At 64.9% G+C, this 14,796-nt stretch carries 14 protein-coding genes; 10 read left to right on the top strand and 4 right to left on the bottom strand.

Features of this window, described 5'->3' with window-relative positions:
- Nucleotides 1-231 precede the first annotated feature (231 nt).
- The 5 genes from VF631_RS09970 (at nt 232) to VF631_RS09950 (ending at nt 6,215) form a co-directional block, all read left to right on the top strand.
- Nucleotides 232-2,250: a ParB N-terminal domain-containing protein gene (locus VF631_RS09970; protein WP_431850148.1), complete on the top strand. Its 2,019-nt coding sequence runs from the start codon at nt 232-234 to the stop codon at nt 2,248-2,250.
- A 328-nt stretch (nt 2,251-2,578) separates the two neighbouring features.
- Entirely contained in the window at nt 2,579-2,815 is a 237-nt protein-coding gene (locus VF631_RS09965) for a sigma factor-like helix-turn-helix DNA-binding protein (RefSeq protein WP_431850147.1), read from the top strand.
- 74 nt (nt 2,816-2,889) lie between these two features.
- Nucleotides 2,890-3,819, top strand: coding sequence for an ArdC family protein (locus VF631_RS09960; RefSeq protein WP_431850146.1), 930 nt, complete (start codon nt 2,890-2,892; stop codon nt 3,817-3,819).
- Nucleotides 3,820-4,089: 270 nt separating this feature from the next.
- Nucleotides 4,090-5,055, top strand: a complete 966-nt coding sequence (locus VF631_RS09955; protein WP_431850145.1) for a DUF2493 domain-containing protein — start codon at nt 4,090-4,092, stop codon at nt 5,053-5,055.
- A gap of 227 nt (nt 5,056-5,282) precedes the next feature.
- The gene (locus VF631_RS09950; RefSeq protein ID WP_431850144.1) at nt 5,283-6,215 is read left to right on the top strand and encodes a HEPN domain-containing protein; all 933 of its coding nucleotides are present in this window, start codon (nt 5,283-5,285) and stop codon (nt 6,213-6,215) included.
- 66 nt (nt 6,216-6,281) lie between these two features.
- On the opposite strand, the gene VF631_RS09945 is transcribed toward VF631_RS09950, so the two are convergent.
- Nucleotides 6,282-7,928 (bottom strand): SH3 domain-containing protein, encoded by a 1,647-nt coding sequence (locus tag VF631_RS09945; RefSeq protein WP_431850143.1) that lies wholly within the window; start codon nt 7,926-7,928, stop codon nt 6,282-6,284.
- Between the two features lie 185 nt (nt 7,929-8,113).
- Nucleotides 8,114-8,521, bottom strand: coding sequence for a hypothetical protein (locus tag VF631_RS09940; RefSeq protein ID WP_431850142.1), 408 nt, complete (start codon nt 8,519-8,521; stop codon nt 8,114-8,116).
- A 402-nt stretch (nt 8,522-8,923) separates the two neighbouring features.
- On the opposite strand from VF631_RS09940, the gene VF631_RS09935 reads away from it, so the two are divergent.
- The 5 genes from VF631_RS09935 to VF631_RS09915 all read left to right on the top strand — a co-directional run bounded on the left by VF631_RS09935 (nt 8,924) and on the right by VF631_RS09915 (nt 14,078).
- On the top strand, nt 8,924-9,334 hold the full coding sequence (locus tag VF631_RS09935) for a single-stranded DNA-binding protein (protein ID WP_431850141.1): 411 nt from the start codon (nt 8,924-8,926) through the stop codon (nt 9,332-9,334).
- A 71-nt stretch (nt 9,335-9,405) separates the two neighbouring features.
- Entirely contained in the window at nt 9,406-9,621 is a 216-nt protein-coding gene (locus tag VF631_RS09930; protein WP_431850140.1) for a hypothetical protein, read from the top strand.
- Between the two features lie 233 nt (nt 9,622-9,854).
- Entirely contained in the window at nt 9,855-10,205 is a 351-nt protein-coding gene (locus VF631_RS09925; protein WP_431850139.1) for a hypothetical protein, read from the top strand.
- A 346-nt stretch (nt 10,206-10,551) separates the two neighbouring features.
- Nucleotides 10,552-11,388: a hypothetical protein gene (locus tag VF631_RS09920; protein ID WP_431850138.1), complete on the top strand. Its 837-nt coding sequence runs from the start codon at nt 10,552-10,554 to the stop codon at nt 11,386-11,388.
- Entirely contained in the window at nt 11,385-14,078 is a 2,694-nt protein-coding gene (locus VF631_RS09915; RefSeq protein WP_431850137.1) for a hypothetical protein, read from the top strand. The genes VF631_RS09920 and VF631_RS09915 overlap by 4 nt, the downstream gene beginning before the upstream one ends.
- Here VF631_RS09915 and VF631_RS09910 read toward each other — a convergent pair.
- Entirely contained in the window at nt 14,075-14,542 is a 468-nt protein-coding gene (locus VF631_RS09910; protein WP_431850172.1) for a very short patch repair endonuclease, read from the bottom strand. The two genes, VF631_RS09915 and VF631_RS09910, sit on opposite strands and share 4 nt — an antisense overlap.
- Before the next feature lie 22 nt (nt 14,543-14,564).
- The coding region (locus tag VF631_RS09905) for a hypothetical protein (protein ID WP_431850136.1) at nt 14,565-14,796 on the bottom strand (232 nt) is incomplete at its 5' end.

The raw sequence follows: 14,796 nt of genomic DNA, 5'->3' as shown, positions 1-14,796 counted from the left end.
GCTGAAAGCCGCCGCTCGCGCTTGACAGTCGGAGCGACAGCAACCTCATGCCGCTCGTTCAGAGGCTGCAGCGATGCAGATGATAGAACGACAGCTTTTGGGATTCAAAACGCGCGCATCGAATGGCCGGAATTAGCGCAGGACTGATGTTCTCATGAGAGGAGAGAGGGCGGGAGCCGGGTGAGCGACGGGTGCGGAAAGGCCGCACCGGCTTCTTCCCGGAGACCGACCATGATCAGAACCATCCCCTTGAACAAGCTCGTGCCGTCACCTCGGAATGTGCGGCGGAGGACGGACGAGCGGGCCGACCTCGAGCTCAAAGCCGATATCGAGGCCCGCGGGCTGCTTCAGAATCTCGTTGTGACCGCCGCCGGCAAGCCGCGCGGCTGCTTCGCAGTCGAAGCTGGTGAAAGGCGCCGCCGAGCGCTTCAAAGACTCGCCGACGATGGTAAGCTCGCGAAGGATTTCGAGGTCTGCTGCCTCGTCGTCGAGGGCTGTTCCGCCGGCCGGGAGGCCAGCCTAGCGGAGAATTTCCAGCGGCTTTCGATGAACCCCGCGGACGAATGCGTCGCGTTCCAGCAACTCATCGAGCAGGGCGCCGATGTCGATGGCATCGCCCGCCGCTTCGGCCTCACCATCCGCTTCGTCGAGGGTCGGCTCCGCCTCGCCGGGCTTGCTCCCGTCGTCTTCGAGGCGCTCGGCGCGGGCCAGATCAGTCTCGATGTCGCCAAGGCGTATGCCGCCACGCCGGACCGGGAGCGGCAGGCCTGGGTCTTCGAGCAGGTGGGGCGCAGCTACACCGCCAACCATCCCGACAGCATTCGCCGGATGATGACACAAGCGACCGCGAGCGCCGGCGACCGCCGCGCGAAGCTTGTCGGCGAGGAAGCCTATGTCGCCGCGGGTGGACGGATCGAGCGCGACCTGTTCTCCGATGAGGCGTCGTCGCGCTGGCTCGACGTCGCACTGCTCGAGCGGCTGGCCTGCGAAAAGATGGAAGCGCTGGCAGCCGAAGCGGCGGCCGAGACCGGTCTGGCGTTCGTGCGGCCTACGCTCGAGAGCTGGGTCGGCCATTCGCAGGTGGAAGGGCTGCGCCGCGTGTCCGTCCAAACGCCTCCTCTGACCGACGAGGAGACCGCCCGCGTCGATGCTTTGGAAGCGGAAATTGAGGAACTGGTGGACCTTCTTCAAGTCGAGGAGATGGAGGAGCAGGCGCGGCAGGAGGCGGATGCCCGGATCCGGGATCTCAGCGACCGAATCGATGCGATCGTCCATAGGCCGCCGCTGATCGACGACGATCTGAAGGCGCAGGTCGGCGGATTCCTGGTCCTCGACGAGCAGGGGCGAGCGCGGCTCGACACGAGCTTCTACGCCGAATTCGCACCGGGCGACGCCGGAAGCGATGCCGGCGCGTCGCACCTAGCCGAAGCAGCCGAACCGAGGGCGAAGCCTGCCGGACTTTCGCAGAGGCTCATCGACGAGCTCGCAATGCAGCGCCGGGATATCCTGGCGGTGCACGTGGCCGCCGATCCAGAACTCGCCCTCGACCTTGGCATCTTTCTGATGATCGACCGCGACGCCGGCTATTCAAGCGAGAAGAGCGGCTCCTCGCTTCTCGCGCTCGCGCCTCTCAATCCGGTGTTCGACTTCAAAACGCCCGAAGCGGCGGCGACGATTGCCAGAGCACAGGTCGACGCGGCGCTCGACCGCAGCTGGACCGAAGGAGAGACGCGAGCAGCGCGGTTCGACGCCTTCCGCGCTCTTCCCGACGCCGCGCGGGCAGCATGGCTCGGCCACGCGGTGGCGCGGACGCTGGAAGCAAGCCTCAACCTTCCCGGCGAGCGCTTCTGCGCGTTCCATGACCATCTCGGCCGGCTGCTAGGCATCGACGTCGCGCGCTGGTGGCGACCGACAGGCGCCAACTATTTCGACCGGGTGCCGAAGAGCGTCACACTCGGCGCTCTGGCGGAGGTGGGAGGCTCGGCCCTCGCAGACCGCTACGCCAAGGCGAAGAAGGTCGAGCTCGCCCAGTCCTGCGAGCGAATCTTCTCGGGCGACTTCATCGCCGAGGTCGAGGTCAAGGAGGCGGCCCTCGCCTGGGTGCCCAAAGCGATGCGCTTCGCTCCGGCGCCGGTCCAACGCGTCGAATTGGTCGACGAAGCCAGCGTGGATGCCGCTCCCGGAGGCGAAGTCGACGTTGGCGATCCTGCGACGGCAGACGCCAATCACGAGATCGAAGAAGCCGCCTGACGTCTCCCGGGCACTTCTTCCCGGGCGGTCCTTCTGGCGGAGGTCCGCCCGGTCACCCTCGGCAAAGGCTGAGGGCGGCGACCGGACTTAGTGAAAAGTGGCCACAGGGATTGCCCAACGGGAAATGCAGGCTCTCCCCACTTACCGCCGCAATCGACCCCGACCGACGCGCCTAGCTGAGGTGCCTCACTGACCAGTCGACCATCACCCATCCGGAAGGGCGGCGACGCCTCACAGGAGATTGGCAAGGATGGCGCACAGGTCGGAACGGATTGCCGCCCGGATTCCCAGCCGCCCTCAACCTTTCTCGAGCATGAGGAGAAGTTCCATGCCGAAGTTACCCCGCAAGCCGGGGCTCGACCAGCTCGAAAGAGCAGCTTCGAAGCTCCGGCCGATCGAGCAGGAGGTGCTTTTCCTCAGTGCGAGAGAGGGCCTCGCCTACGACGAGATCGCCGTGCAACTCGGCATCTCCAGCGACGAGGTAAGGAGCCACCTCACAGCCGCCCTCTACCGCCTCGACCGCGAGCTTGAGCGTCAGGCGCGGCCTTGGTGGAGGTTCTGGTGAACTCGCGCGGCTCTCGAGAGGAGAGTCAGCGGTGGCCAGGGTGGTCGCGAATGACCGCACCCCGGAGACCGGAAATGCGCAAACCCTCATCCCGTCTGCAAAGCCCCGCCGACACGATCACGCGGGCGATCATCGAGCGCCTGGAAGCGGGCACCCGCCCCTGGATCAGGCCCTGGAACGCCGTCGGCGCGTCGCGGCCACTTCGCGCCTGCGGGACGCCCTATCAGGGCATCAACACCCTCTGGCTCTGGATGGCCGCCGAGGCTGCGGGCCATGCGTCTCCATTCTGGCTAACCTATCACCAGGCCCAGCTCCTGGGCGGGCAGGTCCGAAAAGGCGAACGCGGCACGATCGCCATCTTCTACAGGGCCTATTCGAAAGAGGTCGAGGACCGTGAGACCGGGCTCGTGCAGGACGAGACAAGACGCGTCCTCAAGAGCTTCACCGTGTTCAACGCGTGCCAGGTCGACGGTCTCCCGGATCGGTTCTTTCCGGCGCCCCGGCCGTTGGCCGAGCCCAGGGCGCGGGACCTCGCCCTGGACATGTTCTTCGCGAGCATCCCGGCACGGCTGCGCCACTACGGAATCCAAGCCTATTACGAACCTGCGATCGACCGGATCACCATGCCCGATCCATCCGCCTTCGAGCACCTCGACCACTACCGCGCCACCCTCGCGCATGAGCTCTCCCACTGGACCGGGCACGACAGCAGGCTCGCGCGAAGCCTCGCCGGGCGGTTCGGCAGCGATGCCTATGCGGTCGAGGAGCTGATCGCGGAGCTTGCGGCGGCCATGCTGGGCGCGGAGCTCGGGCTTCCGGTTGCCCATCTCGACCATCATGCGAGCTACCTCGCATCGTGGCTCAAGGTGCTGAAGACCGACAGCCGGGCCATACTGACCGCAGCTGCCAAGGCTGAGGAGGCATGCAAGCTGCTCCTGCGTCTCGGGGGCAGGACCGACGAAGCTGTTGATGGTCTGGAGGACGCGCAGCGCCTTGCCGCCTGAGCGCGCTTCAATGTGCGGGAGCGGCACGCTCTGCGTGGACAGATGCTCCCCCGATTGTCGCCGGATCCGGCGCGAGAGGGGCCCTGACCCGTCGCCGCCGGTCCGCAACCCGCCGGTCTTCGGCCCGTGTTGCCCCGCTTTGCGGGGCTGCCCGCGCCAGCCTCGTCCGGGGGTGTCCCGCGCGTCGCGCGGTGCGGCCCTGCGCCTGTGCCGGGTCTCACGGGCTCCCGTCGCCGGATCGCCCGGCGCCGCAATGACGGGAGACACATCATGCACACAACTCTTGCCGCCCAACTCGCGCAGCTCGAGCTCGGACATCTCAGAGTAGAGCGGATCGGTTCCGCCGCTTCCTCCGAACTGCCGGACCCTGACGCCGTCGACCAGACACTTGGCGCAATCTGGTCGGAGCTTTTCGCCCTCTTTCCTGACACGGCTCTTGAGGATGACGCCGAGGAGCTTGCCTGGGGCATCGTCAACCTCTTCCATCGTGCAGCCACGAAGCGCAGCGGCCAGATCGATCGCGCGACGGACGAAATCCGCCTGCTGATTTCGTCGGCGGACGGCTCCGAAGTCCACACCACCGAGCTCGAGAACCAGATTGCCCGGGCGCGCGCCGCCGAAGTTGCGATGCTCGGCCTCGAAAGCTTCCGGGAAGCCGCGGCCGCCCTTTATATGAACGAGACCGGCTCCTCCTGGAGGCCCGCCGGCGGCTCGCGGCTGAACCATGGGGCGAACCTGACCTCTGCCGTCGTCGAGGGACGGGAGTTCCTGAGGGCCCGTTCCGAAGCCCGCCGCACGGCGACGATGCCGCAGGGAACGCCGGTCATTTTCGCCGGCGGCCGCCTGTCTTTCGCGAGCGGAGAGGACGCAAAGGCGTTCGCCGCCAACGTCTGGGCTACGCTCGACAAGGTGCGCGACCACGTAGCCGACATGGTCCTCGTCCACGGCGGTGACGGCAAGGGCGTCGATCGTCTGGCCGCCTCCTGGGCCGAGCGCCGCAAGGTCCCGCAGATCGCATTCGGCCTCGACAGCCGGCTCGGCTCCCGCGCCGGGTTCAAGCGCAATGAGCAGATGCTTTCGCTGAAACCCCGCTTTGTCGTGGCGTTCTCCGGCAACGGCGTGCTGGAACGCCTCGTTATCCAGGCGAAGGAGCAGGGCGTGACTGTGGTCGATCGTCGCGGCCCGCTCGGGACGCATCCCAAGGGAGAAGCCCGGCGTGCCGCGGCGGCGGCCTAGCCGCCCATGGCTGAACCGGCTCCGCCCGGTTCAGCCACTCTTGCGCTCGCCCCGGAACGGCCACTACCTTGCTATGGCCGCCCTCGTGCGGCCGCGGCGCCGGGACCCGGAAGGCCATCGTCGAAAGGCCTGGCGCATGTCCACAAGCATGTTCTCACCTCCAACCAAGGCGCCGCGTTACCGTCGGCCAGCTTGCATCGCGGGCGAGAAAAGGGGACCAAGCGCTCATGCGCATTAACGTCGATCATCTTCCGCAGGTGCAGCAGGGCGAGCTCGCCCGCGCCGTGCACATCCTCATGGAAGAGTTCGAAGAGGTCACCTCGCGTGCCACTCAGCCTTGGCGGCGGAACGGCAGAATCTACAAGATCATCCTGTTCGGAAGCTACGCACGCGACGATTGGGTGAACGAGCCGGAGAACGGCTACCAGTCCGATTTCGACCTGCTGATCGTGGTCAGCCATCGCGACCTGACCGACATCGCGGACTATTGGTATGTCGCCGAGGACAGAATCCTGCGCGATCCCGAGATCGGCCGGCCCGTCAACATCATCGTCCATTCGATTGACGAGGTGAACCAGGCGCTGAAGCGCGGCGAGTATTTCTGGACAGACATCGTTCGCGACGGGATCGCCCTTTATGAACTGCCGCAGCACGAGCTTGCGACCCCCATGCCGGCCTCGCCGCAGGATGCGTACGAGATGGCGAGCGGCTATCTTGGCGACTGGATTAGCAAAGTGGACAGATCAATAGCGACCGCGGAAACCCAACTGACGCATGGGAGCGAGGATGCTGGGTGGCGAAAGGATGCAGCCTTCACGCTCCACCAAGCGACGGAGCGGGCTTATGTCTGTTTTCTCCTAGTGCGGACGCTCTACTTTCCGCGGTCCCATAACATCAAATTCCTGCGGTCGCTGGCAGAGGACAATGAGCCGCGGCTGATCGAGGCTTGGCCCCGTGACACCAAGCTGGAGCGCCGCCGATTTGAGCTGTTGAAGCGGGCCTATGTGGAGGCGCGTTACTCCGCCAGTTTCGAGATCAGCCGCGACGATCTTGACGCGCTGACGCACTGCGTCCGCCGCCTCCGTGACCTTGTTGAAGAGGTCGCGCGCGAGCGGCTGGACGATCTGCGGGGCGCTGCGGGCGATGCCTCGACTGCTTGAACCAGGCGCGCATCTACCGGCGTGGTGAGGGCGTTGCCGCGCGCGCGGACAGACTTAAACTGGGAACTAGTGGGCCCGGTTACGAAGATATCGGCGGCTCACCCACCCCGTAACAGGCGCGTCGGTTCCGTAGTCGAACACCTCGACTTTCGCCCACTCGCCGCGAGTTTCGAGAACGCGCACCCACTGATCCGGATAGACAAATCGGATTGAAAGCGCGCGCACGTCCGGTTCGACGCGGAGGTTAACGACTGTTTCGACGTAGCGGATATGGCGAGCCGCTTCATCGCTCCTGCTTTCGGTTTCTAGCTTATCGTTGATGCCCCTGAGCTCGTCGTTCGTCCGGTCCATCCGGCTGGTGATCTCGACCGGCGGCGGGCCGAATACCTGGTAGCCGCTCAGCGCAAGTGCACCGACGCTGATCAGAACTCCGAGCCAGACCGCGAAGGCCGGCTTGCGGATCAGGTCGGGAGTAGACGCAATCGCCTGCATGATCGCCGTCCACGCGGCTTCGTAGGCCGACATGAACGTCTCGAAGCCCGCGTCCTCCGCATCCAGCTGGATCACGGTTTGCCGAACTGCCTCAAGGATCGGCGCCTGCCCTTCCTCCCCATATCGGCGGAGCAACTCGGCTGCGGCGCCCGGCCCGGCAAGTCCTTCAAGAGCGACCGTGGCCACGGCCTCGTAGCCGGGCCGGATCATGGTTGCGAGTTCCGGCGGGACCCCACCCATAGCGGTGCCAGCGAGCTGCGCCGCCAGCGATGTGAAAAGCGTCGCCGGCAGGCCCAGGCGCAGCTGCTTATTCACCGTTTCAGACCACAAGGCGCGGGACGAGAAGAGTCGCGAGCGCTCCTCGGCTGTTTGCCACGCGCGAAGTCCGGTCATGCCTCTCACGCTCTCCTGGAGCCGGCTGAGCGGCGAACCGTTGGTGGCGAGCTGCTCCGCGAGCCGGCGATGGCCCTCGAACAGGGAGGAGGATGCCAAAACATCCGCAGCCTTGAGCATCGACTGAGATCGATCCGAAGCGGCGAGAGCTCGGCGGTGAGCCTCGGAGCCCAAGAAGCCGCTAGCGAGCGAATTTTGTACCTTGAGGATCGACGGAAGCGCCTCGGCCTGCCGCATCACACGCTCAGAAAGGGTGCCGCTGGCGAGGATATTCTGGTTTCTGAGGATTGAGGAGAGCGCGTCGGTTTTGCTCAACAGATCCGCGACCCTGTTTGCGCGCTTCACTGCGTCCAGGAAGCGCTGGCTCTGGCGTCGGTGGTGCTCCGAATAGCCCCTCGCAAGCCTGTAAAGTCGTGCGCTTTCGGTTTCGCCTGGCTCCGTCGCGAGCGGGGCCCCGGCGTCTCCGGATGCGACGTCATCGGTGTCGTCTTGATCCCTGAGGCGGCTGGGAACGAATGCATCGCCGGCGGATGCGACGATGATCGCCGCCGCCGCTTCGACCTGCTCAGCGGTGAGGCTTTCCGCGCGGGGGCCGAGACTTGCTTCGGCATCATCGGGAATTCCCGTGCGATCCGAGAGGAGAGCGCGAACGAAGCTCGCCGGATCCCCCCACCGCCGGTTCGCTTCACCTTCATCGAACCAGCGCAGGAAGCCGGCCGATCGAACCCGCAGTGTCACCGGGCCGAGGTCGGGCAGATCAACGACGACCGGCTGCATCGCCGCCGCGAGATCGAAAGGCTTCCGCTCGTCATGCTCCTCGATGCTCAAGGCTCTCTCCGTATCGCCTTTTTTTTGAGGGTGGACCTGACTGGCGGCCAATTCCTGCCCCGCTCCGCGTCCGGGAACTGTCTGAAAGATTGATTCGGCTACCTGGCCGCGCAAGTTCAACTAGCTGAAAGCGCGAGCTGCCGCGAGAACTAGGATTGCGAGGCGATCTCGACCAATCCAGGATCTCAGTCGGCTGTGGCATGCCGCAGTATCACCTCGAAATGCCCGCTCTCCTCGTCCAGGTCGAGGACCTGCCACCAGGTTCCTGCACGCCCTCCTTCGGCTAACCAGGGTTGTGCCGTGCCGTAGCTGACGCCCGGTTCCCCGCTGACGATCACCACATCGACGCGTCCGTCGAATTCGTCGATTGCGCGCCGGAGGTGCCTGATCCGCTTCCTGTTGCCGGGCTTGTCGGCCCAGTTCTCGATCGGGTCAGCGTGGACCCGCGTGTCCATCCACATCAGCCCGTCCTGGACGCCCATCTCCTTCTTCCAGAGCGAGATGCACACGCCATGCTCGTTGGCCGCGCTCCAGTCCTGCCGTGGCGCTTCGACGGAATAGCCCAGCCGCTCGAACGCTTCGACGAATTGCATCCTGTCCTCTCGCTTGTCTGACGCCTCGATACTCGCGCCGGCCGCGGCTCCTGTCGAGCCGTGTCTCGCCTGGGATGACGTTATTCCGAGCTGACGAGATCTCCAGCCTTTGCCGGACAGATGGGCTCCTCCCCGTCGCCGAACATACCGTGAGACGAGGCGAGTCACGACCGTCTGCGCTTTGTCGGGACCTACCCCATCTCCTTCGTCAGCCCTTCTGGCTCGGCAGCTTCGCCCCGCAACCCGCGTCGCTGCGGCCCGTGTTGCCCTTCGGGCTGCCCGCGCCGGCCTTGCTCCGGGGTTCCCCTTGGCGTGTCCGCCTGCGGTGCGCGGCTCCCGCTTCGCCTCGCCTTCCTGGGGCTGTCGACGGGGTGGTCCCGGCGACCAAGCAGGAGACAGAACATGACGAACACCGTCCTTCTCGTCGGCAATCTCGGCGCCGATCCCGACACCCGCTCCAGCGGCAATACCGACATCGCGACCTTCAGCCTGGGCACCAGCCGCCCCAAGCGCGACAGCGAGGGCAAGACCTACAAGGATGCGAGCGGCTTCACCGCCAAGGATACCGAGTGGCACCGGGTGACCTGCTTCAACGGCCTCGGACGCGTCATCGCGCAGCACGCCACCAAGGGCATGCTGGTCTCGGTCCGGGGGCGCCTCCACTACACGCGCTGGACCGACCGTGAAGGCATCGAGCGCTACGGCTGCGAGATCATCGCCGACGACGTCCAGTTCCTCAGCCGTCCGCGCCAGAGCGGCGGTTCCGGCGGGCCCAGCGGCGACGCCGATCTCGACGACGACGTGCCCTTCTGAGGCGGTTTGCGACCCCGGCGGCTCCGGCCGCCGGGGCCCTCCCACCCGAAACTTTCACGAGGAGCGCGGACATGGCGCACCATTTCAACACGACCGCCGACTTGAAGGCGCACATCCAGGAACTGGCCGACAGGGCGAATGCGATCGCGGACAAGAAGACCAAGGAGCGCGAGCGCGTGGCGGAACGTGCCACCGCCAGGGCTTATGAAAACGTAGTTTCGATCCTCGAAGGCAGCTTCATCGGCGAGGATATCCGCACCGCCGTGCCCTTGATCGAGAGCCGCTAGCAGTGCGGAAAGGGCCTCCACACCAGTGAAGAGGGTGTGGGGGCTCTGCTCGAATCTGCTTAGTGTGGCGGACGGCGAAGCGGCTCTCAAGGATGCGCGGTTCCCCCAATTTGCTTCGCAAATCGGCTCCCCCACGCCCCGCTTCGCGGCGCCTTCGGCGTCCCTGACAGCCGCTCCGCCGCCCGCTCCTGAAGCGCTGTCTTCAATCAGGAAGACGCATCAGGAGACGGTTCATGACGACGATTTCTGCGATGGCGACTGGCCGCGGCGAGGCGATTGTGGAGGGGCTCCGGGCGGAGTTCGGGGCCATTGTGGCGGAGAGGATCCTGGAAGCGGAGGCGGCCGACTTCCTGTGGGAAGCGCGCGTGAAGGAGCGCTATCTGGGCCAGCATTTCGATCTCGGCTTCGACGTGGACGAGGACGAAACGGAGCTCGCGAGGGTCGCAATCATGAGCTTCCTCGGCGGCGGCTGGCATGCGGCAACATGCCTGGTCGACGGCGAAGGTGCGGCAGTCGACCTTCTCTGGAAGGAGCGCTTCGATACGCCCGAGGCAGCGGAGACGGCCTACGACCGCGCGGTCTGAACGGCGATCAATGGAGGGAGCGGCGCGGCAGCGTTCGCTCCCTTCTTTTTTGATCAGGGCGGGAGAAGCGAACGTGATTGACTGGAAGTTGACAGGGAGCGGGGGAAGGCAAGATAAAGGCATTGTCTCGCGATGCTCGACAAGTGGTTGTCTGCACATCGTTTTTTAGCGAGACGATAGACGTCCGAAGGAGACAGCCTGTCTCCCTTCTGCCTCGGGAAGCGCACGCTCGGCCATGACGTGGCGATCGTAGTGTGCAAGGACGCGGCAAGGTGACCGCGATCTCGGGTTGCAAAACCGGGCGTTGATGAGGGATCATCGCCGCTCCCGACGCGGAGTATGTCAGATGAGCGCCGACCTGAAGCCGATGAAGCGCCGGGGAGCACCCTCAAAACAGCGACAGCTTCGGAAGCACGCGCAACGAGGCGTCAGACCGGCGAGCCTTCCCCTTGTCCACGTCACCGCGACGGGATGGGCGCGGGAGATCGTCGAAACGAAGCAGCTGGATTCCCGGCCCTGCAGAATCTTCGGACGCAGGCTTGTCTACTTCTTCGTGCTTAGGCCAGCTTATCGGAGCCGGGACGGAGACGCCAAGTCGCACCAGATTAACCGCTTCCCGTTCGTATTCCTGTTTCGTCCGGAGGCGGTGCCGGATCCTTTTCATGTCTACCCGTTCGACACGGGCGGTGCGGCCGATGGGATCTTCTCAGAGGAGGCTGATGAATTCGTCTTCCTTGAGGACTTCGAACTGGAGCCCAGCCACGAGGCTGCAGTAGGTCACATTGCGTGGGCCTTCGGCAGCCTCGAGGAATATTTCGACGGCAACCTTCGCCACGATCTCATGGAGGGGGTTCCAATCCATGAAACCGTGACGCGCGGCTTTCACGACATCGCTCGTCTGGCGCGGATCGGAAGCAACCAGCCGGATAAACGCGCATCGGCTGTTGAAGTAGCAGCTTCGCACAACGTTCCGCTGAGCGGCAATGTGCTGCTTGCCGTGGTCCCCCGCCAGTACCTGGAGGACGACGGCTCCGAGAACACTTCCTTCCTCGCTCAGCTTCGAGGACTCGGGATTCCCTGGCGTACCTACGAATGGCAGCCGAACACTGCACCAAATGAGTTCCAGGATGAGATCAGCCGGATCGTCCGCCGCTTCTATCAGGAAGAGAAGATACTCCGGTGATCGGTGAGCCGCTGACCGCTCTTCGGCTGTCTGGTTACGTGCCGCTGAAAGCCGAAGGATTTGCGCTTCCGTGTTATTCGAGCGGTCCGTTGTCGAACCGTTGGTATTGCGCGGTGTGCACGATCGATGGCGATCACCGCGCATGTATTGCGGGCTTCGAACCGTTTGACGCCGAAGGGGTCGTTCTTTTGCCGACCAGCCAAGAGCACCCAGTCGCCGCCGGAGATCCCTGGCATGATGTGGTCCTCTGGAATGGGCAGGTTTACGTCGGCACGCCCCATGATCTCGCTGAGCAGCTCAACACGCAGATATCTGAACTGGCCATCTCTGCGCCTCTGACGTTGCTCGACCTCCTCATGGCATCGGGAGCGTCGGACCTGCGCGCCCGCCAGAAGGCGGCATTCGAACACGTTGAAAAGAACTGGGGCGCGGATGCGGCGGCCCGCTGGCAGTCAGATATGTTTGCCCGTCACCAGCTGATGATTGAGATCCGGCGTATCGTCGCTGCCGCCGGCGCCGCTGCGGCCCACGCCGCGGACATCGCACGCCTGCTGGAGGTGGACCGGACCGCAAGTGGCAGGCTTCGGGTCCGGCTCACGGGCCCCCTGCCGGATCTGCTGGGCCAGCAGGGGCTCGCGGACTTCGTGGCTCGTGCAACGGCGTTCTCTGATGCGACAGGTATCGAGCTGGAACCCCTGTCCTTCATTGCTGGCCAGCCGGAGCCGGAATGGCGGACGATTGGGGTTGGAGGAGAGCCGCAGACCGTCCGAGATCACGAGCGGGGTCACAGGGTCCTTGTGATCTTGTCCGGAGTGCGCGCTCGGGCCCTCGGACGCCACCTGAAAGCACCAGACTGGAGGGCTGTCTGGGACGAGCCTGACAAGGGTGCTGCGGAAGGCGCGGTCCGGCTCACCGTCCTGCAGGATCCCGGCAAGCTTCCCGCTCTCGAGAAATTTGGGGCGGTGATCTGGGTGGCGGACGATGAGGTCCTGGGCAACCGACATGCGGCCGAGATCAGGGATCAAATTCGAAGAGACTCGGCTGGTAGGGAAAAGCCCGTTCTGCTGCTGGCGCCAACGCTCCCAACCCAGCGCCCGTCGGGGCTCCTGGCCGGCGTTGAACGTACGCCGCTCACGCCGACATTCGATGCAATTATCGACACGTCTGCCGTGCGGTCTCCCTTCTGGTCAGGAAACTCCAAGAGATCGATTGACCGCCGGGTAGCCGATCTGGTCGCAGCCGCAGCGGCAGTGTGCGCGGGCGGATCTCCTCTGGCGAGGGTGCTCACCGGGGAGCGGCATCTGCGGCAGCGGCTAATACTTTCGCTGGATGTCGGCTCGCGTCGCAGGGGGCGGATAGGGCTAGCTTCTGAAGTTTCTGCTGCGGGTATCGATGGCCGGGGAGGGGCGTCCGGGGAGACCCGCCGATTTTTGTGGACGATGGTATCGAACGCCCGATCAGCTCCGGGGTCTGACCGCGGAGCCGCAGAACTCGGACTCCAACAGACGGATTTTCGCCTCTTTGCCGATGCTGCGGTTCGAGCAATGTCGCTTCCGTATGCTGTCGGCGAGGCCTTTCCCGTTCCCGAAACCGAGGTTGCGTCCGCGCTCTCAACGCTCCAGTTTCCGCACCTGAGCGCTGCGTTCAAGGCTGAACCGGGCGGAGTGCCGCGCCATCTCCTTGTCACCGCCGAAGCACCCAATCTGGTGGCGGTTCGGGAGGCGGCCAAAGAAGGCTGGACGATGCTCCGTTATACTGATGTATCGACCGCGCGAGATCTGCCGCGCCGGCAGCAGCCTGTACTGCCGGACGACGTTGCGATGCCTCGCCCAATCCGCCTCGCCCGAAATCGCGCGCTCGCGGTGCGGGGTGTCGATCCAAGGGATGTCGTTCGCATTTCGGCAAAGGCATTCGACGGCTGGCGCAGGGAAGCCGGACCTTCGGAACTGAAGGAGGCGTATCGGTGGTATCGAAGTTCGCTGGACCAACCTTCGAGGGGCTTCCGGGAAACCGGCACCATAGCTCTGCCGCTGGCGGCCCTCCGGGAAGCTGAGCTCAATGGCGACACGGCAGTGTCAGATTTAGGGGCACACGTTGACCTCTCGCGGGGCCGCCCCGACGCGCTGCCCAAGCGCTCGAGCGACCTTCGGGCTTCCTGGTCACGGCCTTTCGCAGGGAGCAGGCGCTTCGTGCTTGAAGACGGGCGGCTTCCTGTGAGGCTTGCTCCCCTTCACGAAGATGAGGTGGTAGCCCAGAAGTTCTTCACGATTGACGGGGACGGAGCAGTGCCGGCGCTGTTCCTGTCCAGGCTCTTCCGCGTGTGGGCGGGCGCCACACTTACCCGGTCGCCCAGCTGGACCTCCCGCTTCTCCGTCACTCGCACGTTCGAGACGTTCCCAATCCCAGTGCAATTTACGATCGTGAGCGACGCGGGCGCGGGCCGCGCAAGCCTCACCTCTGGCCATGCTCCGCGTGATCTTCGACAGCTGATCGACGACCTCCAGGAAGATTTCAGGCCCTCTGAAGGCCTGAGCCTGGATCAGGACGCACGGACAGCCGCGGACGAGCCGCCGGGGGTGCGGGATGGAATAGATGCCAGCCTGCTCCGAATGATCGGGCTGGAGCAGGAAGCGGATGACCTTGCTATTCTGGAGCGGCTCGTCGAGATTAATCGTTCAGGAGCTTCCTAGGCCGCCGACTGCGCAGCCGGCTGCCTGCCGGCGAGATCGCTATGCTTGACGTTTCCTTTGACGAAGGATTCAGCTTGGTCGAGCAGATCGTCAGAAGACAGACGACAAACGCCGCGGAGCGCACATTCCCAGATGACGAGTGTCCGCCAGCCGCGCCCCTGCAATGCCTCGACGGCCAAGCGATCCCGTTCCTGGGTTCGAAGGATTTTCGCGGACCAAAATTCAGTTCGCGTCCCTGGGAGCTTCGAGAGTCTGCATCCATGGCCGTGCCAGAAGCAGCCATTGACTAGGATGGTCGCCCGATGGCGGCGGAAGACGATATCAGGTCGGCCGGGAAGGGAAGGGTCATGAAGCCGGAAGCGCAGCCCCCGCCTGTGCAGGCCGCGTCGCACCAGCAGTTCTGGCCGGGTCCCGGTTCCGCGGATGCGGCTCATGTTGAAGCTGCGCGTCTCGGGGGGGTGCACGTCCGCCACGTTGCGCAGGACCTTAAAGAAAGGCCGCTTGCTGTACCGGCTTCCGAACGGCCACCCGCGCCGGCACGGGAGGAAACAGCTCAGCAAGCTCGGTGAAGACGGGGTCGTCGTCGGCGAACATTGCCACGCTCTGCTTCAAGGCACTGGCAAGTGTTGCGACAAGACCTGCCTGCACGAACCGTTGAGCGTGGCGACCGATGAAGGTCATGATGATTGGGCTTGAACCGTCATTCTGGCGCACAGAC

Source organism: Allosphingosinicella sp., assembly GCF_036387615.1.
GTDB lineage: Bacteria > Pseudomonadota > Alphaproteobacteria > Sphingomonadales > Sphingomonadaceae > Allosphingosinicella.
This window is presented reverse-complemented; position numbering and strand designations above follow the sequence as displayed.